The sequence below is a fragment of the Rhizomonospora bruguierae genome, from assembly GCF_018397995.1.
Lineage (GTDB): Bacteria > Actinomycetota > Actinomycetes > Mycobacteriales > Micromonosporaceae > Rhizomonospora > Rhizomonospora bruguierae.
This window is the reverse complement of the sequence record NZ_BBQH01000023.1, coordinates 106,762-127,279: the sequence shown is the minus strand read 5'-3', so window position 1 is coordinate 127,279 and position 20,518 is coordinate 106,762. Positions and strand designations below refer to the sequence as shown.

Annotated in this window: 8 protein-coding genes and 1 pseudogene; 7 read left to right on the top strand and 2 right to left on the bottom strand. The window is 66.0% G+C overall.

The window, feature by feature from the left end:
- Nucleotides 1-89 precede the first annotated feature (89 nt).
- The gene (locus KJS59_RS13845) at nt 90-3,959 is read left to right on the top strand and encodes a hypothetical protein (protein ID WP_213453268.1); all 3,870 of its coding nucleotides are present in this window, start codon (nt 90-92) and stop codon (nt 3,957-3,959) included.
- A gap of 266 nt (nt 3,960-4,225) precedes the next feature.
- On the opposite strand, the gene KJS59_RS13840 is transcribed toward KJS59_RS13845, so the two are convergent.
- Nucleotides 4,226-5,353 (bottom strand): DUF4238 domain-containing protein, encoded by a 1,128-nt coding sequence (locus tag KJS59_RS13840; protein WP_213453267.1) that lies wholly within the window; start codon nt 5,351-5,353, stop codon nt 4,226-4,228.
- 409 nt (nt 5,354-5,762) lie between these two features.
- Between KJS59_RS13840 and KJS59_RS13835 the strand changes: the two genes are divergently transcribed.
- From KJS59_RS13835 to KJS59_RS13825, 3 genes are all read left to right on the top strand, one after another.
- Nucleotides 5,763-6,089: an AbrB/MazE/SpoVT family DNA-binding domain-containing protein gene (locus tag KJS59_RS13835; RefSeq protein WP_213453266.1), complete on the top strand. Its 327-nt coding sequence runs from the start codon at nt 5,763-5,765 to the stop codon at nt 6,087-6,089.
- Nucleotides 6,090-6,133: 44 nt separating this feature from the next.
- Complete coding sequence (locus KJS59_RS13830) at nt 6,134-6,724, top strand: hypothetical protein (RefSeq protein ID WP_249714100.1); 591 nt, start codon at nt 6,134-6,136, stop codon at nt 6,722-6,724.
- A 144-nt stretch (nt 6,725-6,868) separates the two neighbouring features.
- On the top strand, nt 6,869-8,569 hold the full coding sequence (locus KJS59_RS13825; RefSeq protein WP_213453265.1) for an IS1634 family transposase: 1,701 nt from the start codon (nt 6,869-6,871) through the stop codon (nt 8,567-8,569).
- Nucleotides 8,570-8,632: 63 nt separating this feature from the next.
- Here the strand turns inward: KJS59_RS13825 and KJS59_RS13820 are convergent, their stop codons facing one another.
- A complete protein-coding gene (locus tag KJS59_RS13820; protein WP_213453264.1) occupies nt 8,633-9,001 on the bottom strand; it encodes a hypothetical protein in 369 nt (122 codons plus the stop codon).
- Between the two features lie 245 nt (nt 9,002-9,246).
- On the opposite strand from KJS59_RS13820, the pseudogene KJS59_RS13815 reads away from it, so the two are divergent.
- The 3 genes and pseudogenes from KJS59_RS13815 to KJS59_RS13805 form a co-directional block, all read left to right on the top strand.
- A pseudogene (locus KJS59_RS13815) lies at nt 9,247-9,555 on the top strand (kynureninase/PvdN C-terminal domain-containing protein); the annotation flags it as partial.
- Nucleotides 9,556-9,728: 173 nt separating this feature from the next.
- Nucleotides 9,729-13,739: a LamG domain-containing protein gene (locus KJS59_RS13810; RefSeq protein WP_213453263.1), complete on the top strand. Its 4,011-nt coding sequence runs from the start codon at nt 9,729-9,731 to the stop codon at nt 13,737-13,739.
- Nucleotides 13,740-13,852: 113 nt separating this feature from the next.
- The gene (locus tag KJS59_RS13805; protein ID WP_213453262.1) at nt 13,853-20,452 is read left to right on the top strand and encodes a polymorphic toxin-type HINT domain-containing protein; all 6,600 of its coding nucleotides are present in this window, start codon (nt 13,853-13,855) and stop codon (nt 20,450-20,452) included.
- Nucleotides 20,453-20,518: the final 66 nt, after the last annotated feature.

Here is a 20,518-nt window from a genome sequence, read left to right as displayed (position 1 = left end):
CTAAGAGGGCCGAAGCCCTTCGGTTGCGGATGGTCGCGCGTGCTGAACGCGCGGAGCGGCGGCGGAGCTTGCGGGCGATGGAAGACCCTGTGACTTCCGGAATCTTGGATGACCTCGATGTGCTCGATTCGGACCCTGCAGTCGATGCGGACGTCGAGGCGGCGAAGGGTGCGCGTAGACGGTTGACCACGATCGCGGGACGCGCAAGCGACCGGTTCGACCTCGCCATCATCGACGAGTTGTTCGATTTGGTGGAGACGGTCGGTATGAGTGAGCTTTTGGAACCGCTGCGGCATCTTGCGTCCCGGCGCCCCGAGCTTGCGGACCGGCTAGTTGCGGCTGCGTTGGCAGCGTTGCGGAGCAGGCCGAGTATCGAGGCCGGCCGCTGCCTGACCGACCACGTCAGCCTGGTCGACCCGGCAGCTGTAGACGACGCCGTGATCTGGTCGGCCGTGGCGTTGGCCGGGTCGAAGACGCCGGAGGACCACCACTTCTCCGGCTCGACACCCGTGGTCCAGGCGAACGACCCCGGCCCGTTGCGGGTCCTGGCCGACATATCTCGTGAGGCTCTGGTCGCGCGGTTGGCCGCGATGCTTCCCCGCCCTGCGGTGACGAGCATTATCACGGCGCCCCACCATCGGCCGCCGCCGGTGTCTGACTTCGACCGGCGTGCAGCAGCGGGCGCCATCGAGCATCTCGCCAGCACCCACCTGCAGGTTGCGCTCGAACTGCTCCCGAACCTGGCGGTGTCGCTGGGCGTTCGTCCGGAGGACAGCTACGACCCGGGCACGGTCGGGACCGTGGAGCGTGCGCTCGGGCGGATGCTTGTCGCCGCTCCAGCTCGCGTGGTCGAAATGCTCGAGGACGCCGGGAAGCACGCTTCGGAAAAGATCCGTGACGGGCTGGTCGGTGCGGTCCGTCATGCGGTCGACATGATCGACACCGACTACGTGCACCGGCGTGCCCACGACCCTGTCACCAGCCCCGAAGCAGCTGCTGCAGTCACAGATGCGGCCTTCGCCTTCCTGCTTGCTCGCACCGACGAGTCCTGGGGGCATGAGGTCACATTCTCTGCGGCGGAGACCATCGAGCGGATGGGACGCTGGCACGGCGGCAGCCTGATGTCCGAACATTTGGACGCAACCCTCGGCGCGTTCGTCACGCTGACTCGACAGCGGGAGAAAGCCCCGAGAAGTGCCCTCACCTTGACCGCACCACCAGACCCGTTGGCCGGGATGGAGGCATGGTCGCGGCGGAACAGCCTGTACCAGTCCGCACGGCGGCTTCTCAGCGCGGTCGAGTCGGCGTCCGCGACCGACCCGCTCAAAGTGAGCCGAACCGTGACCGCGCTCATCACGAACGAACGTGACAGCGAACTCGGCACCGAGGCGGTCATGCCGCTTCTCGCCACGCTCGGAGAGGTCGGCCGCCGGCACGGCGACCAGCCGGAGGTACTCCAGGCGATCCTGCCGACGCTGCACACCTACCTGGTCGACGCTGACCCCGGTTCACGCTCGGCTGCGCTAAAGGCGTGGACAACCATCGGCGCAAGGCACGCACTTCCCTCCACGGTCGCGGATCTGCTGCCGGCGTTGACCGGCGACGCCTACGTCGTCATGGTCGACGCTGTTCTCGGCGCTGCCTGCCGCCTGTCGTGGACCGCGCAGGACGCCAGGATGCAATTGGCTATGTACGCATACCGGGTGATGGAGGGCATCAACGTTACCGAACACCTCGAGACCTTTCTGGCGGCGCTGGCCGCACTTCGCAGTCACGTCCCTGACCCGGATGCGGTCGCCATGCTGGAAAAGCGGGCGCTAGCGCGGGTTCCCGCGATGGAGTGGCACCAAGCATCGAAACTCGCTGACCAGCCGTGGCAGCCGGATGCTCGGGTTGCTTCCGAGCTCGCGGTGCTCTGGCTGGCGCTCGCCCCGCGAAGCACCTACGGGTTGCGGCAACGCGACGAAGCCGAAGAAGCACTCAACGGGCTTCTCGACTGCGGCGCCGGCCTGTTAGGTCTGCCCGCCGCGGACATCATCGACATTGGGGCCCGGCACTCGCCAGAATCGCATTACGGATCGATGGAGTATGCCGAGGTACTCGCCCGTGCCGATCGACGCGACGACGTAGCCACGCTCCTTCAGGCCGCGCTGGAACGCATCCCGCACGAACCGGCACGCAGCCCCCAGCGTGCGCTCACCGCACTCGCACTTGCGGTCGCACGGCTACAGGTGACCCTCGCAACCGAACCCGCCGAAGACGTGGACAGCGCGACGATCGGTGCGGCAATCGATTACGTCGGCGCCGCTATCGCCACCTGCTTGGGCCACTCCGAGGACAACCTGCGTTGGCTGCGGCCGTTTGCCCGAGCTGCCGCGGTCCGTGCCGCACTCATCTGCGAGCTACTCGACTTGCCTACCCCCGGAGATGTCACCACAGCGCTCGCCGACACCGCGACCAAACGCGGTCACGCGCATGCGGCGGAACCGACTGATCCGGCCGAGAAGTTCACCGGCCGCGCCAAAAGCCTACGAGCCCTTAGCACCGCCCTCCGAAGTGGCGGGAAGTCCACCGGCACCGCCACCCACACCGGCGTGGCCATCACCGCCCAGCTGCTCGACAGCATCGCGCACCTACTCGACGCCGAGGCCGCCGACCTGAACGCCGACCTCACCCAAGCTGCAGCACACCGGACTGCAGCCCAACGCAGAGCTGCCGCAATCGACCTTGCCGCCCACCGGGACGACGACCCGCTGCTGCCCCGGGCACGCGACCTACAAGCTCTCCTCGCCACCCCGGCCGACAGGGCGGCGTCTCCCGACCTGGAACGAGTCCTCGTGATGGCTGCGGCACTACCGGCGCCACTGCTGTTCATCAGAGCCCCCTCCCGGCGCGGACACGCAGTCGGTCCATGGAAGCCGCCAGCCGACCCCGACCCCGACAGCCCTACCGTCGCTGTCGCGCTCGTCTCCATCGACGACAAGCTCCTCACCGGACCGGCCATCGTAGACCCCGGCCTTACCCACACCCTTACCCTCCAGGTTCAGACCGACCCGTGGCCCTCCTGGGCGCAGCGCCTGGACGCCGAATTGGTCAGCACGCTGAACGACACCGAACTCCAACGGCCCGCGCTGACCTGGCAACCGCACCAACACACCGACGACCCGAACACCTACGAAGGATCCGGCACACTCCACGTCCGCTACGCCGTGCCCACCACCCAACACGCGCCACCCGTCCTCATCCGCCTCAGCTGGCGTGGCATCGACGAGGATGGCAACCCAAGGAGCCAACCCCTCGACGTCGCCGGCCACCGCGAGTTCCGCGTCCGCCCCTACGACCCCACCCGCGACGCCACCACCCAGTACGAGGTGTTCGACGAACACCTCCTCGCCATCTATGAACAACTCGCCGCCGCCGGCTACCCGCATAACCGGCTCCAAGCCTTCGCACGCCTACTCAACGCCATCTCCCGCGCCGGCCTCGCCATGACCTGGAACAAGAAATACCGCCGCGGCCAGTACGTCAAGGAACGTCAGTTCCACGACGACCTGCACGCAGCGCTACTCGCCGACCCCACTCTCGAGGGGCGCGTCGAACGCGGAACCGCGCTCGCCCACGGATTCCTCGACACCCGACACGACCGCATCACCGCCGAGTTGAAGGTCGCACGAGATCAACCCGTGACACCCCAATCAGCAACGAAGTACATAGGCCAACCAACCCAGTACGCCGCCGCCGACGGCACACGGCTCTCCATCCTGGTCATCCTCGACATGAGCCGGAAGGTACTCCCCGTCGGCACTCCCGAGAACTACCTTTTCGTCCTCGGCCCCAAACAACACGGCATGACCAACCCGCATTCACCCAGCGTCGTAGTCACCCTCGTCATCAACGGCAACCTGCCCGTACCCAGCAGCTGGTCACGCCGAAGAACCCCGACAACCGACACACCTTGACCATCGGCGCCACGTGAGTTCCCGCTGCCCCACCCGCCGTGTGGTTTGTCGTAGCCGACGTGATCGGTGATTTCATCCTTCAGGACTGACTCCAGCACCCGAACGACTTGGTGTGGTCGAACTGGCTGATGACGAGTGGGCGTGCCTGCACGGTGGGCGCGGCGGGGTAAGTCGTCGTAGGCGTTGACTGTGTGCGGTTAAAGCCCGCAAAGGGCCTCGCAGCCGCCTCGTTCACCAGTCGGACGCCAGGCGGACCAGACCCGATATCACACGTGCGTCCACATTTCTGGCGCAGGGGAGTGTAGGCCCCGGCTACAGAGGATGACGTCCGGTCCGGCGGTAAAAGTCTCCAACCAGTGCACACAACAGCCTGGGGGTGGGATGTGCTCGCCCCCAGGAGTGCGATTTGAGCACCGCATCCGCGTCTGGGCTCGGCGGCGGAACTTCTTGCCCTTCGGGAGTCGGTCGCGCTGTTCCTCGCTGGCGAAGATCATGCGCTCTCGCCCCTGCTCCACCCCCTGCCGTACTGTGCCGACGAGCTTGCCGGTGGCTTCACGCATCACCGCCTTCTCGCCCACGAGGTCGTTAGTGAGAGCGACAGCGCGGTGCGGGCTGACCGGCCAGATGATGTGCGGTGCCGATATCAGGTCTGGACGTACGTTGCGCCTGAATGGAACCAATACCGGCGCATCGCATGTCATGAACCTTCCCTGAGGATCGTGCCAGACCTCGATCTGCCGAGTTGTCAGCACGTCGGTCGCCTCCCACATGGCCCGGAACAGCATCTCCGTATGAAAGCCAGCCAACCGGTGTGGGTTGTCGGGGTCATCGTTGATCGACTGATACTGCTCAGGATTCTGAGCGACCATCCACGCGTTGTACTGCAGGTGGAGGCGACGCTGCTGAAGGGTTCGCATCCGCTGGACCGCTATTGAGACCCCCAACCCCACAAGATCATCAAAGTCAAGGCTGTCCGGATCCTGCAGGTTGGCAAAGAGGACTTGGACTCGGCGGAGTTCTGAGTCAACGACGCCAAACAGCAACTCGACGCGGTTGTGGGGGGCGCCATCGGATCCTATGACCCTGTAGAAGTTCTCCTTGACGCAGACGTTCGCGAGGCCGAGCGGTGCTACGGTTCCGGTGATTGTGTCGAGAGTCCACACCCGTTTGCTGTCAAAGGACCACTGCCGAAGGTATGACTGTGGTACGTAGTGATGCCGGCGACTGACCGGATCTTGAGCAGCCTGCTGGACCAGCAGGCGCTCCATGTACTCACGTGCCCGCCCAGGCAGGGACTTGCCTGCTGCGGTGACTGGAACCTGCCCCCAGGGGTTGGCAACCGACTTCACTAGCCGCCAGCCCTCGATGGCATCCCTGCCCGTGTCGATCGCCATGGTGATCAAGACTAGTAGGTGGCCCCGCCGACAGCGAAGCCCCAGCATGCTCTATGCTGTGTAACCTGCCGACCCGGCGTCAACGACGATTTCCGCTGCTGGCATTGCTTCGTGTGGGGTCGCGGTATCGATCACCCCTCGGACACCAGTTCTCCGCATTGGTGCGCTTTTTCACGTGTTCGTGTTCAAGCGTCTTTGAACACCTCATCGACCCTCTGCCGTCGCCCCTGGCGGTGGCTGTGCGGGGGCGGGGGTGGTCGTGGTGATTGCCTCGTTCGTCCCACCGGTGATCCCCACGGTGGCCCCTGGCGGCACTGTCAGCGCCGGTCCGGCGGGTCGAGCCTGACGGCCGCTTCCCGTACCGGCGTTGAACGCCGGATCCCCATCAGCGACCGACACGGTCTACGCGTTGAGCGCGGTGGACAAGAGTGGCCGGGTCGCCGATCGCAGTATCGTCCGAGCGCTTGGCTGGATGCCGGGCCTCCGGCTGGACATCCGCGAGCAGGCCGGCATCATCGTCGCAATTGCGGCCCACGACGGGGTCCATCGCATCGACGACCGGGGCCATCTGCATCTGCCCTTGGCGGTGCGTCGGTGGTGTCGACTGGCAGCCGGGGACCGGGTGCTGTTCGCCGCCGACCGTGCCGCCGGTGTCTTGGTGGCGTATCCCCTCGCCGTGCTCGACCGGTTGTTGGCCGATGCTCCCGTTGCTGCGGCGGGGGGTGAGGCGGCGTGAACCAGGAAGGCGCTGGCCGCGCGGAGTTGGAAGCGGCCCGGCTGTTGCTGGAGCGGATGGGTATCTCGCCCGCCGACCTGCTGGATGTACGGCCGGCTCGTCCGCCGGTCCCGACGTTCGCCGAGTACGTGCCGGTGGTCGCCGCTGCCGTTTCGTCTGGAACGCGGCGGGCGTACGGCTCGTACTGGAACCGGGTGGTGCAGGCATGGGGTGATCGGCGGATCGACGAGCCGCGCCCGTCGGAGATCGAGCAGCTCCGCGCCCGGGTGCAGGCCAATGTGGTGGCGCGGCGTAACAACCGGGGTGGCCGGTCGGCTGCGGAGCATCTGGTGGCCGCGTTGCGGTGCCTGTATCGGCGGGCGGTCGCGGATGGGTACCTGGATGCGGCCGAGAACCCGGCGGTGAAGGTGGCCAAGCCGCGCCGGCTGCCCAGTACCCGGCGGGCGATCGGCGACGCCCGTTTGGCGGAGATCAATGAAGCGGCGGCGTCCACGGGGGATGATCCGGGGTTGGACAGCTTGCTGATCCGGCTGCATACCGAGACGGCCTGCCGCCGGGGCGGGGCACTCGCGCTACGCCCGCGCGATTTGGATCCCGATCAGTGTCCTGCGTTCCGCAGGTTCGCGTCGATATAGTCGGCGCTCGGGCCTGAAGGTGCAGGTCAAGGGGTCGGGGCCTGGCGGGAACCGCGAAATCGTCTAGTGACACGCCTGTCTGTGGATAAGTCTGTCTAGCTGTGGATCTATCGAGGTCGTCATAGTCGGTGTACGGTCTGGGTCGTGTACGTGAAGGCGTCGACGCGTAAGACCCGCGACGGGCAGACGATCCGCTACCTGCAGTTGGCCCACAACGAGTGGGATCCGGTGGCGAAGATGTCCAAGACGCGCGTGTTGTACTCCTTCGGCCGTGAGGATCAGCTCGACGTCGCCGGCGTGCGCCGCCTGGTCGACGCCCTGTCCCGGCTGCTGGACCCGGCCGACGCCCTCGCCGCGGCCGCACCGGCTGGCTTGTCGTTTGTGCAGTCCCGCCCGCTGGGCGGGGCGTGGCTGCTCGACGGCCTGTGGCAGCAGCTGGGCATCGGCAAGATCCTGCGCGGCATGCTCGGTGCGGCCCGCCGCGGGGTCGACGTCGAACGGGTGCTGTTCGCGCTGGTCGCGAACCGGGCGCTCAAGCCGTCATCGAAGCTGGCGGCGTCCGAGTGGGTCTGCCACGACGTGTACCTGCCCGGCCTGCCGCACGTCGGCGACGACGCCTGCTACCGGGCGATGGACGACCTGGTCGAGGTCGAGCCCGCATTGACCCGCGCGGTCTACGACCAGATCGCCGACCTGCTCAACCTCGAAGTCGACCTGCTGTTCTTCGACACGACCAGCACCTACTTCGAACTCGACGAAGCCGACGACCTGCTCTGGCGCGACGAGCAGGGCAGGGTCGTCGATGCCAATGACCAGGCCGCGGTCAAGCAGGCCGGGTTCCGCACCCACGGCAAGAGCAAGGACCACCGCGACGACCTGCCCCAGGTCGTGGTCGGCATGGCCGTCACCCGCACCGGCATCCCGGTGCGGGTGTGGTGCTGGCCGGGCAACACCGGTGACTCGACGCTGATCCGGCAGGTCAAGACCGACATGCGGGAGTGGAGCCTCGCCCGCGTCGTGTGGGTCGCCGACCGGGGCTTTGCCTCCGCCGCCAACCGCCGGTTCCTGCAGCAGGGCGGCGGGCACTACATCCTCGGTGAGAAGCTGCGCGCCGGCACCGCCGAGGCCGACGCCGCCCTGGCCCGCCAGGGCCGCTACGCCACCGTCGCCGACAACCTCCAGGTCAAGGAAGTCAACATCGGCGCCGACGACCGGTTCGTGATCTGCTTCAACCCCGAAGCCGCCCAACGTGACGCTGCCGTGCGTGAACGGCTGATCGCCCAGCTCACCGCCACCATCGACGGTTCGGACACGCTGAGTGCCACCAAGCGGGCCGAGTTGCGCGGGGTGATCTCCACCAAGCCTGGCCTGCACCGCTACCTGCGCGTCACCCCCGGCGGCCTGCTCCGCGTCGACGCCGCCGCGGTCAAGGCCGAGCAGCGTCTGGACGGCAAGTACCTGCTGCGCTGCTCCGACCCGAAGCTGAGCGCGGAGGACATCGCGCTGGGCTACAAGCAACTCCTCGAAGTCGAACGCGGCTGGCGCGACATGAAGACCACCCTGGACCTGCGACCGGTCTACCACCGTCGCGAGGACCGCATCCGCGCCCACATCCTGCTCTGCTGGCTGGCGCTGCTGCTCATCCGCGTCGCCGAAACCGGCACCGGCCAGACCTGGAGCAAGGTCCGCGCCGATGTCGAGCGGCTGCACGTCGGCGTGTTCACCGGCCCCGCCGGCACGTTCTGTCAGCACACCGAGCTGTCCCAGCCCCAGAAGGCCCTGTTCGCCAAGCTGAAGATCACCGAGCCGCCACGCGTCATCGACGCGACACCCGCAACCGCCTGACCAGCACAAACACCAGGGCCTAGCGACACGCCATGTCACCGGACCAACCCGCGTTTGCCCAGCTCAAGCCCCAGATTCGCGGACTATATCGAAGCGAAGCTGCGGAACGCAGGGGTGGGTGCCCAGTCCTTGTGTGGCCTTGTTGAGGCTCGGATAGCCCATGATCTGTTGGAAGCGGCGCAGCCGTAGCCTTCCGTGGCGCGGTCCCTCGACGGATCGGCGGATGTCGTCGGGCATGTCGGGGTAGGTGCGTGCGTGGCTGGGCATTCCGGCGAAGCCTTGTGGTCGCGGGGCGATGCCGAATCGGATCAGGTTCCGGCGGACGGTTTCGGGGGTGAGTCCGAGTTCGGCGGCGATGTCGCTGGCGGTGCGCTGCGGTACTTCGCTTTGCTCGCGCAGCCAGTCGGGGTCGACCGGGACGGGCTTGTTCATGTTCCGAACGTCGGTGAGCCGGACGCCGAGGCTTGCCCGAGCGGGGCGCCGGGCGGGTCTGGCCCGGCTGGCTGGAGCGCCACCGCCTCCGGCACCAGGATGACGAGTCCTGATGACGGACGCGCGGGCCTGTGGACGGTTGGGGTGAACCCTCTCCTCGTCGGCGCCCTGGCGCCAAACACCTCCGTGAGATCAAGCATGGCTTGAAGCCGGGTTTCGTTGATCACTTTCACCGGACGGATGCGATGGCTGCCCTGCGTGAGCGCAGCGAACGGCTCACCGGCTATCTGGAACGGCTGCTCGACGAGATAACGCCGACCCGGCCGATCCAGCTCGTCACCCCGCGCGACCCCGCCCGGCGCGGCTGCCAACTCTCGCTCCGCATCGGGCCGGGCAGCGCCGCCGAGCTCGCCCGGCGGCTGCGCTACGAGCACGGGGTGATCGCCGACACCCGCGAACCGGACATCCTGCGGCTGGCGCCCGTACCCCTGTATTCGACCTACCACGACCGCTGGCACGCCGCCGTCGCGCTCGCCGAGGAGGTACGGCACTAACCCGAGCCACGTGAGTGGCCAGGCACGGCCCAACTATGATCTGTTACTGATCAGCTACGCACAGTGAAGTTTCCTCCAGATTCTTTAAGTTTTTGAGTTGATCGATGAAGTTTTCCGTCCCGTCCAATTAGCTTCGCGGGAACCGTCAAGGGCGTCCAACGGGGAGGATGTCGATGTCGTTCTCGCGTCGATCTTGGTTTGCCAGTGCACTTGCCGCCGCAATGGTGGCCGGCTTCTTGGCAGTGTCAGGAAGTCCTGCGGCAGCCGCGCTGAAAACCGGAGACTGTGCTGCGCAGCGTTCAGGTGATAGCGGATTTGTGGCGACATCTGAGGCGGCGGCTCAGGCGTTGGCTGAAGATTGCGATGCCCGTGTCGAGGTTTTGACCGACGCGTCGGAGACAACGAAGGTTTGGGCATTACCATCGGGTGAGTTTGAGTTCGAGTCCTGGGCCGAGCCGCAGTGGGTTAGGCGTGCTGGGTCTTGGGTAGACATCGACACGAGCCTGGTTGTTGGTGATGACGGGCTGGTGCGTCCGGTGGCATCGGCCGCGGATGTGGCGTTCTCCCTGGGCGGGGATGGCCCGTTTGCGCGGATGGCCGATGCCGGGGCCGATTTCTCGCTGGCATGGCCGGCGAGGCTGCCGAAGGGCACCGTTGACGGCGACACGGTCACCTATCCGGAGGTGTATCCCGGGGTCGACCTGGTGGTGCGTGCCGAGCGGGGCGGCTTCTCGCACCTGTTGGTGGTGAAGACCGCCGAGGCGGCGAGGAATCCCGCGGTGCGTGAGGCGAGATACATCGTCGGCGGATCGGCGAGCGTGGTGGAGGATGCAGGTGGGCTGCGGATTGCCGGGCCTGACGGGCTGATCGCCGCCGCGGCACCGCCGATGGCGTGGGATTCGTCTTCGCAGAGTCGGGTCGACGGCGACGTGGACGGTGTCGAAGACACTTCGTCGTCTGCTCGGGGGCCCAGCGACGCCGCCAGCCAGGCACCGGTTGAGGTGCGGGTCAGCGAAAAGGTGCTGACCGTTGTGGCCGACGATGAGTTGCTCGACACGGCGGATTTCCCGGTCTTTATCGACCCGACATACGACAAGAAGTGGGCCCTGTGGGCTCCGGTCAACAACTCCAATCCGGGCACGAGGTGGACCTCTGGCACCTACTGGCCGCGCGAGGTGGCACGGGTCGGCTCGAACTGGAATGCACCTTCCGACTTGTGGCGGGCGCACTTCTATTTCGACACCTCCGTTTTGGTGGGGAAACGCCTGAGCGGGACCGCCAGCGTCGATGCCTATCTTGTTCACACGGGCCATTGTGCCGGCGAGTCGATCGGCATCTGGCAGACGAACTCGATCGCCAGCAACACCCCGACCTGGAACGGGATGAAGGACAAGTGGCTGCATAACGGGGCCCTGCAGACCAAGACCGGTAAGGCCAATTCGGGCTGCAGCGGCCAGAAGGCGAACTGGTTGAGTTTCAACGCTGCCGGGATCGGTCAGCACGTCCAGCGGCACGCTGATGCTGGCTATACGTCCATCACTTTCGGCCTTCGAATGGCGACTGAAAGTAGTCAGCACTGGGCGAAGTTTGATCCGGCGAACGTTTTCCTAAAGGCGACCTACGCGTACCGGCCCACCTCGCCGGTGGCGACCCGGACCTCGCCAGGTGGCTCGTGTAGCACCGCGTCGCCCGGGCCGTGGATCAACAACCGGACCCCGACGTTGTATGGGAAGGCCAGCGACGGCGACGGCTCGGTGAAGGTGCAGTTCAACCTGAGTGGTCCCACCACTCCGGCTGTCTACACGTCGGCATGGACAACGTCAGGCGCTGAGCGCGGCTGGACCGCCCCCACCTTGGCGGAGGGCAACTACCAGTGGCGGGTGCGTGGCACGGACGACGTGGATTACACGTCGTGGACGGGTTACTGCTACTTCCGTCTCGATCACACCGGCCCGAGCGTGCCGGTGGTGAAGCGGACCTCGGGCACGCCGGCCGAGGGTGAACCGGTGACCCTTCAGCTGACCTCCAGCGACAGCCGCTCGGGAATGAAGGAGTTCGCGTACGGCATCGGTGTGGATGCCAAGCAGAAGACCGTGGCATCGACGGGTTCGGCGACGATCACCTTCACCCCGCAGGTTGGTCGCACCATCGTCTACGTGTGGGCCCTGGACAATGCCGGTAACTACTCGAACCGCGCGGCGGTGGACGTGTTCACCGGGCGGATAACCGAGGCGCGGGCGGAGGGTGCCTGGCGGTTGGACGGCGATGGCTTAGATGACGCCGGCCGTGATCATGACCTGGTATTGGGTAGCGGCGTCGGGTACGGCCCAGACCGTAAGGGCCGGGCGAACTCCGCACTCACCTTCAACGGCGACGGCTGCGCCGAAACCACACCCGTAATCCGCACCGACGCCGAATTCACCATCAGCGCCTGGGTCAAGCTCACCGACAAGAACGCGGAATACGCGGCGCTGCAGCAGGTGGCAAGCAACGGGTACGCGCTGTCACTGCATTACCTCACTACCACTGACCGGTGGCGGCTTGTCGTGACGGATGGACGCTCACCAGGGGACACGTATACGGTGCTGAATACCGCGGCAGCACCCACTATCGGGGCGTGGCAACACATTGCTGGGACGGTTGACCCGGTCGCGAAGATCATGCGCCTGTATGTCGACGGCGTGCTCGTGGGCGAGGGGAGCATCTCGCACCCGCTGTGGAACGCGCAGGGCAGGTTCCTCATCGGCTGCGGCGGGGACATGACCTCGACCTGGAGCCGGATGAACGGCTCCATCGATCAGGTCGGGGTGTGGCAGGGCTTGCTGTCGGACGAGCAGATCCGCCGCGCCGCTACTGAGCTGCCCGGCAGCCTGGTCGGCGAGTGGCAGCTGCACGGCGACGGCTCCGACAGCACCGACTTCGCCCGGCATGTCACCGTGCCCGAGGACGTGTCCTGGGTCGATGATCAGTTCGGCAGGACGGAATCGGCGTTGCAGTTGAACGGCAGCCAGTGTGCGACGACGAGCACCTCTGTGCTGCGCACCGACGAGTCCTTCAGCGTCGCCGTTTGGGTGAAGCTGGCTGAGGTCGGTGCCGGTAACCAGACGGTCGTGGGGCAGGACGGAAACCGGGTCAGCGCCTGGTACCTCGGTACCCGCTATTCCGGAGGTATCCCGTACTGGTCGTTGATGATGAAGCCCGACGACGACGAAAACTCACCTTCGCAGTTCACCCGGTCTCCCGCTGCCATCACCGCCGATGTTGGCAAGTGGACTCACCTGACCGCTGTCTACGACGCGACGACCCAGGCCATGTCGCTCTACCTCAATGGCCGAAAGGTCGGCGAGACCACCCGGACCGGAACGCCATGGCGCGCGAGCGGGCCGCTCACTCTCGGTTGTGCCAAGTACGCGGGCGTCTACGGCGACATGGTTAACGGTGCGATCTCCGATGCCAGGGTCTGGCGCGGTGCGCTTACGGCGGCCGAGGTGGCTGCGGTATACGGGGGCAATCCGCCGGTGGCTGTGCGGGCTGTGTGGCCGTTGGATGGTCCGGGCAGCTACCAGCCGACCTACTTGACGGATGTCTCCGGCAACGGATTTGATCTGACGATCTCCGGTGCCTACTCCTGGGTTCGGGACCGTGGCTATGGTCGCGACGGTGCCTTGGGGTTGGAGTTGGCGGCCGGCTCCTGCGCGGAGACGGTGAACCCGGTGGTACGGACCGATGGGTCATTCACGGTGACCGCGTGGGTGCTGCTTGAGCAGACCGCCGGGGACCACACGGTTGTCTCGCAGGCGGGCACGGATCGCCCTGGTTTCCAGCTGAAGTATTACCCGACCGCTGATCGGTGGCAGTTCGAGCTGGCGTCGACGGGGGTGGGTTCGACCGTGACGTGGCACAAGGTGATGTCGCAGGAAGCACCGCGGCTGGGTTATTGGACGCACCTTGCGGGTGTGTACGACGTGGCGGCGGGCAAGGTGCGGCTCTATGTCGATGGCGTGCTGCAGGGTGAGGCGGACGGTCCTGCCTCACCGTGGATGGCGAGTGGTCCTACGTTGATCGGTTGTTCCGGGACCACTTCCGGGGCGAGATCGCAGCAGTTGGGCGGCGTGGTTGATGACGTCCGCATGTGGAGCTCTACTTTGCACCCCGACCGGATCGCTGATCTCGCGGCCGGCTGAGTTAGCACATTAGACCCTCTTTCGATCGACGACCTGTTCGTTTCGGTGTTGCCCGCCCTGTAGAAGGGGTTGCCATGTTGCAATCACGCACCGTTAACTTATCGACCCGACGTGTGATTTCTCTGGTTACGGCTGCGGCGTTGCTGGCGTCGTTGCTGGTTGGCGTGGAGTTCGCGGAGCCGGTGCTGTCCGGCGACCGGAATGTTGCGGCCGCCCGGCCGCGCGACTTCGGTGCGGTGCCGGTGGCTGCGGCGCCGCTTCCGGAGGATGGCGGCACGTGGGAGGCGCCGAAGGAGTCCGGTTGGCCGGCGCCGGGTGAGTTGTCGTTGTCGCTGCTGGGGCGGTCGACGGCAGACGGAATGGCCGGCGGGCTGCCGGTGACGGTATCGACCGTCAACGGTAAGCGGGCGCCGGCGTCGGTGCGGGTGCGGCTGCTGGCCCAGGCGTACTCGCAGTTGTTGGGTCTTAGCGGCCCGGTGATCGCGGTCGACGGAGACGAGGGCGAGGTCAAGGCCGCATTCAACTACACGAGCCTGCGGCGGTTGTACGGGGGTGGCTGGGGCAGCCGGATGACGCTGGTGAAGCTGCCGTCGTGCGCGGCCAGCACTCCGAGGGCATCGGGCTGTCAGAAAACCACCCCGGTCAAGGTCGACAAGGACGCCTCCGATGAGGAGCTGTCGACGGACGTGGAGACATCGAGCTCCGGGAGTTCGGTGTTCGCGATCACCGCTGACACCTCCTCCGAGGAGGGGGATTACAAGGCCACCGATCTGAAGGCGTCCGGCTCATGGACCGGGGGCGACAGTTCGGGCGAATTCTCGTACTCGAATCCATTGCGATTGCCGCCGGCTGAGGGCCCGGTGCCCGAGATATCGCTGAACTACTCGTCGCAGGTTGTGGATGGCCGGATGGCCGGTGCCAACAACCAGGCCTCGTGGGTGGGCGATGGCTGGGAATACGCTCCTGGCTTCATCGAGCGCACTTATGTGACTTGCAACGATGACCGCACTGCGGTCAATGGCCAGGATCCGAACAACAAGTCGATGGAAACCTACGATCAGTGCTGGAAGGGCAGCTCGCCCAGCGTCACCGTTTCGCTGAACGGTGCCAACACCACCCTGATCAAGGACGATGCCACCGGGGCGTGGCGCGCCCAGGCCGACGCGAACTGGAAGGTCGAACTGGCGGGTAGTCCGGCGTCGTCGAGCGCGGCGACCACGGAGCGGTGGGTGATCACCACGCCGGACGGCACGCAGTATTACTACGCGGGTGAGGTATCGACGTCGAACTCTCGTTGGACGATGCCGGTGTTCGGTAACCACGCTGGTGAGGCCTGCCGTGCCACGGAGTTCAAGAATTCGTCGTGCCAGCAGGCGTGGCGGTGGCTGCTGGACAAGGCCGTCGATGTGCACGGCAACATGGCGCGCTATTACTACACCGCCGAGACCGGGCACTACGGCGCCGCGGGGGACAAGAACAACCGGGTGTCGTTCACCCGGGGCGGCTATCTGAACCGGATCGAGTACGGCCTGCACACCGCTTACCCCACGGTGGCGGCCACCGCCCGCGTGGTGTTCAAGACCGACGACCGTTGCCTGGTGTCGGAGTGCTTCAAGGACGGTAAGCCGGTCAACGCGAACTGGCCGGATGTGCCGTGGGACAAGGAGTGCCAGGCGGCGCCGTGCACCGACAAGTTGGCGCCGGTCTTCTTCAGCACCAAACGCTTTACGAAGATCACTACTCAGGTGCGGGAAGGGGCCACCTTCTCCGATGTGGAGTCGTGGACTCTGGCGCATGAGTTCAAGGCACCGAAGGTCGCCGGGTCGGCGTCGTTGTGGTTGAAAGAGATCATCCACGCCGGGCATGTGGGGGGCACGGTGACCGAGCCCGCCGTGCGGTTCACCGGGGTGGAGCTGGTGAACCGGGCGAACGCGCTGGCGGGTGCGCCCCTCTTCTCGCGCTGGCGGATTCAGAACATCCGTACCGAGTCGGGTGCGGATATCCACGTGACGTACTCCGAGCCGGACTGCGACACCAACGATCTTCCCTCCGCGCCAGAGAACAACAGCCGGCGCTGCTACCCCGTGTATTGGACACCGGACGGTTACTACGAGCCGGCGTTGGACTGGTTCCACAAGTACGTGGTCACCGAGGTCTCCGAGATTGACCACACCGCGGACCAGCCACCGATCACCACCAGCTACGAGTACTCCAACAGCGGTGGCGGCACCGGTGTGCTGTGGGGTTGGGACGACAGCGAGTTCATCAAGAAGAAGCACCGTACGTATGGCCAATGGCGTGGCTACGCCCAGGTGACGACGAAGGTCGGCGAACCCGCGTCGGCGAACCGGCTGACCACCCGGAAGCGGTTCTACCGGGGTCTGGATGCCCAGCCCTTGCCCAATGGCGGCAAGCGCACCGTCGTCGTGGCGGACTCGGAGGGCAACACCTACCCCGACCATGAGGTGTTGGCGGGAGCCACGCTGGAGGAGGCCACGCTCGACGGCGGCACAATCGTCGAAGCGTCGACCACGCAGTATTGGACGAAGCAGACCGCGTCGCGTAGCCACGCGGGCGGTGTTGACCGGGCGTACCTGGTCGGTCCGTCCGTGGAGAAGACCCGCACGTTGCTGGCGCCGGGCGCCTGGGCGCGCACGGAGCAGCGGACCACGTACAACGATGAGGGCCTGCCGCTGACGGTGTCGGACCTGGGCGACACGTCGAAACCGGGTGATGAGACCTGCACCCGCACCACGTATGTGGTGAACAAGACCGCGTGGATACGCGAGACGGTGTCGCGGGTGGAGACTGTCGCGAAGGCCTGTGACCAGAGCGTGTCCCGTCCGGCTGATGTGATCTCGGATGTCAAGACTTTCTATGACGGCTCCGACACCCACGGCGCCGCGCCGACGAAGGGTCTGGTCACCCGGGAAGACACCTTGGATTCGTGGAACGGCGGACCGGTGTACCTCACCACATCCCGCAGCTCCTACGACGCGCTGGGCCGCGTGCTCAGCGTCACCGACGCGCGCGGCCAGGTGACCACCACCACCTACACGCCGGCAGGCCCCGGTCCCACCACCCAGACGGTAACCAAGAACCCGCTGCGCCACGAGGTGACCACCTACCAGCACCCGGCCTGGGCCGAGCCCACCGCCATCGTCGATGCGAACGACAAGCGCACCGACCTGGAGCACGACCCGCTGGGTCGGCTGACCAAGGTGTGGCTGCCGGGACGCGCCACGACGAAGTCGCCGAACATGGAGTTCAGCTACCTCATCCGCGACGACGGGCCGTTGGCCGTCACCACCAAGCGGATCGGCCCCAACGGCGGCTACATCACCGAGGTCGGCCTGTTCGACTCCCTGTACCGGTCGGTGCAGACGCAGGAAGACGGGCCGGCCGGCAGCCGACTGGTGGGGTCGACCGGCTACAACGACCGTGGCCTGGAGGCATACACCTCGGGGCCGAACCATGCCACCGACGCGCCGGGTAACACCTTGCTGGAGATCACGCCCGGTGCGGATCGCAGCCGTACCGTCTACACCTACGACAACGTGGGCCGGGTGGTCAAGGAAGCGCTCTGGTCAAAACAGCAGGAGTTGTGGTCCACCACCACCGCCTACGGCGGCAACACGCAGGGCTGGCAGGCCACCATCACCCCGCCACAAGGTGGCACCGCCGCCGCGACCATCACCGATATCCACGGCCAGACGGTCGAGCTGCGGCAGTTCCACGCCTCCACCCCGACCGGCAGCTACGACGCCACCCGCTACACCTACACCCCGCGCGGTGACCTGGCCACGGTCACCAACGCGCTCGGCAAAACCTGGACCTACACCTACGACCTGCGTGGCCGCGAAATACGCACCGAAGACCCCGACAAGGGCAAGACGGAACTCGTCTACGACAACGCCGACGACGTCATCTCCTCCACCAACGCCCTCGGCGAAACCGTGTCCACCGAGTACGACGAACTGGGGCGGCAGCGCAAGCGCTTCTTCAACGGGCAGCTCGCTGCCGAATGGCTTTACGACACGGTGAAGAAGGGTCACCTGACCAAGTCGACCTCGATCGTCGACGGCTACTCCTTCGTACAGCAGGTCTACGAATACAACGACGCCTACCAGGTCGTCGACGAAGAGGTCACGATCCCGAAGATGCCGGGCCTGCAGTCGGTTGCCGGCACCTACTGGGCGACCTACACATTCGCTGAGGACGGGTCCCCGCACCGGGCCACCCTGCCCGCACTGGGCAGCCTGGAGTCGGAGGTCATCGCCCACACCTACGACGACCTCGGCAACGTCACCCGGCTGGTCGGCACCTCCTACCCGTCCGGGAAGAACACGGTCTACGTCGATTCGACGAAATACTCCCCGTACGGTGAGTTGCTGGAGCGCAAGATGGGCGCGAACGGCGGGCCCCAGGCGTACCAGACATACGTCTATGAGGAGGCGACTCGCCGGCTGTCGCAATTCTTCTTCGACCGGGACGCCACCATCCCCAACGTCGCCGCGCTGAAATACACCTACGACCCGGCCGGCAATGTGCTGTCCATGGCCAACCGGCCACAAGACGTGGATGGCAATCCGCGCCCTGGCGCGTCCGATGTGCAGTGCTTCCGCTACGACCACCTGCAGCGGCTCACCCGGGCCTGGAGTCAGGCCACCGAATGCGCCGCCTCCCCATCAGCCGACGTCGTCGGTGGGGTAGCGCCGTACTGGATGTCGTATGCACTCGATGCGGGTGGATCACGCACCTCGGTGACCGACCACCGTAGCGACGTCACCTCGGACTACGGATATCTCCAGTCGGGCACGAGCCACGCCGTGCGCACCGTGACCACCGGCAGCCAGGTCGACCACTACGACTGGAACGCCATCGGCAACCTCACCTACCGTCTGGTCGGCGGGGTCACCGAAACCTTCACCTGGAGCCCGCACGGCAAACTCACCGGGATCTCTGGCCCGGGCGGCGACAACCGGATGATCTACGACGTCGACGGCAACCGGATCGCCCGCACCGATGCAGACGGCAGCGTCACCGCATATGTCTTCAACCACGAACTGTCCTGGGACGAGGCGTCATCGTCCCTGACCGCCACCCGTTACTACGAGCACGCCGGGGACACCATCGCGTCCCGATCCGCAACCACCGGTGTCGGCGCCGCGGACCTGATCTGGCTCGGCTCCGACCAGCACGACTCGGCGATGTGGTCGGTCAACTCCGTCACCCGGGTCGAGACGATCCGCTACGCGGACCCATACGGCAACCCCCGCGGCAGCACCGGCGGCACCTGGAAGGCCGGACAGCGTGGGTTCGTTGGTGGGATCGAAGACCCGACCGGGCTGATCCTGCTCGGGGCACGCTACTACGACCCGAGGCTGGGCTCGTTCATCTCGGTCGACCCCGATATCGACGAATATGACCCTCAGCGCATGCACCCGTTCGCCTATGCGAACAACAGCCCGGCCACCTTCGCCGATCCCGACGGCCTTTTCTTCGGCAAGATCAAGAACGCGGTGAAGAGCGCCGGCAACGCCGCTGTCAACGCGGCCAAGGCCACTACCAAGGCCATCGTGGACAACGCCGGCACCATCTCGGCCGTGGCCGGAACGGTCGCCCTCGTTGCTACGTTCCTGCCCCCACCCGCCCAGGTCGTCGCCGCCGCAGCCGGCGCCATAGCCGCCGTGGCCGGCGCCATCGACACCGCAAAGAGCTGTGCAGCCCGCGACAAGATGGGCTGCGCCGTGGGCATCGCCTCCATGATCCCAGGAGTCCGACAAACCCGAACCGCCGTCCGCGGCGCAGGCGCCGTAAAGAATGCGGGGAGGAAACTGGCGAAGAGCTGCAACAGTTTCCTCCCCGGCACCCAGGTGCTGATGGCCGACGGCACCTACAAGCCGATCGAAGACATCCGACTCGACGACGTCGTCTGGGCCAGCGACCCGGAAACCGGCAACGAAGGCGCCCGCCCCGTCACCGCACTCATCACCGGCGACGGAGAGAAGAAACTTGTCGACATCAGTGTGGATGCCGACGGCGATGGGACCGCCGATAGCACAATCAGCGCCACCGACGGACACCCGTTCTGGGTCGACAACCAGCGGCAATGGCTCCGAGCCGAACACCTCAACCCAGGCGATCAACTCCTGACCCCCGACGGCGCACGAGTCACCGTCATTGCTATCGTCGCCTACAATGCCGTCGCCACGGTCCACAACCTCACCGTCGACGACATCCACACGTACTACGTCCTGGCCGGCGAAGCGGATGTTCTGGTCCACAACACCGGCAATCCAGACGAATGCCCAATCGAAGCAGGCCGCGAGCTAGCAGAAAATGCCGCAAAGAAGGCAGACAAACGAAATATTCGTGCTACCGATGCCAAGGGCGGAGCCCGCGGAGCTCTCGAAGCCAATGAAAAATTCGACAGTTGGAGGTTCGGCGGTCTCCTGGCGTTCCTTGAGGACATGCATATCCTCCCCGCTCATTGGGGGCCGCTTGTCAGCTCATCTCCTCATGTCATTCGTGCCACCGTCTTAATCAAGGGCTTCGCCAGAGGTCTTAGAGAGTATGGGACGAAGCCGCGGTACAAGCCGAGGCCGAAAAGGGTGTACCCCCCGCCAAAGCCGAAGCCAGCGAGTCCGCGTTCACCATACGGTAAGAGCGGCCTCCCTGACTGGAAGGTGCAGCAACTGAAAGACATATGATCTATCTAGGTACCGGCCCGACACATCGGGCCGGTACCTAGCCTCGACCCGGGCACACATCCGGGA

Coding starts and splice junctions, on each gene's coding strand:
- KJS59_RS13840 (WP_213453267.1), bottom strand. CDS start 5,353: ATGGCGATCGACACGGGCAGGGATGCCATCGAGGGCTGGCGGCTAGTG.
- KJS59_RS13820 (WP_213453264.1), bottom strand. CDS start 9,001: ATGAACAAGCCCGTCCCGGTCGACCCCGACTGGCTGCGCGAGCAAAGC.
- KJS59_RS13810 (WP_213453263.1), top strand. CDS start 9,729: ATGTCGTTCTCGCGTCGATCTTGGTTTGCCAGTGCACTTGCCGCCGCA.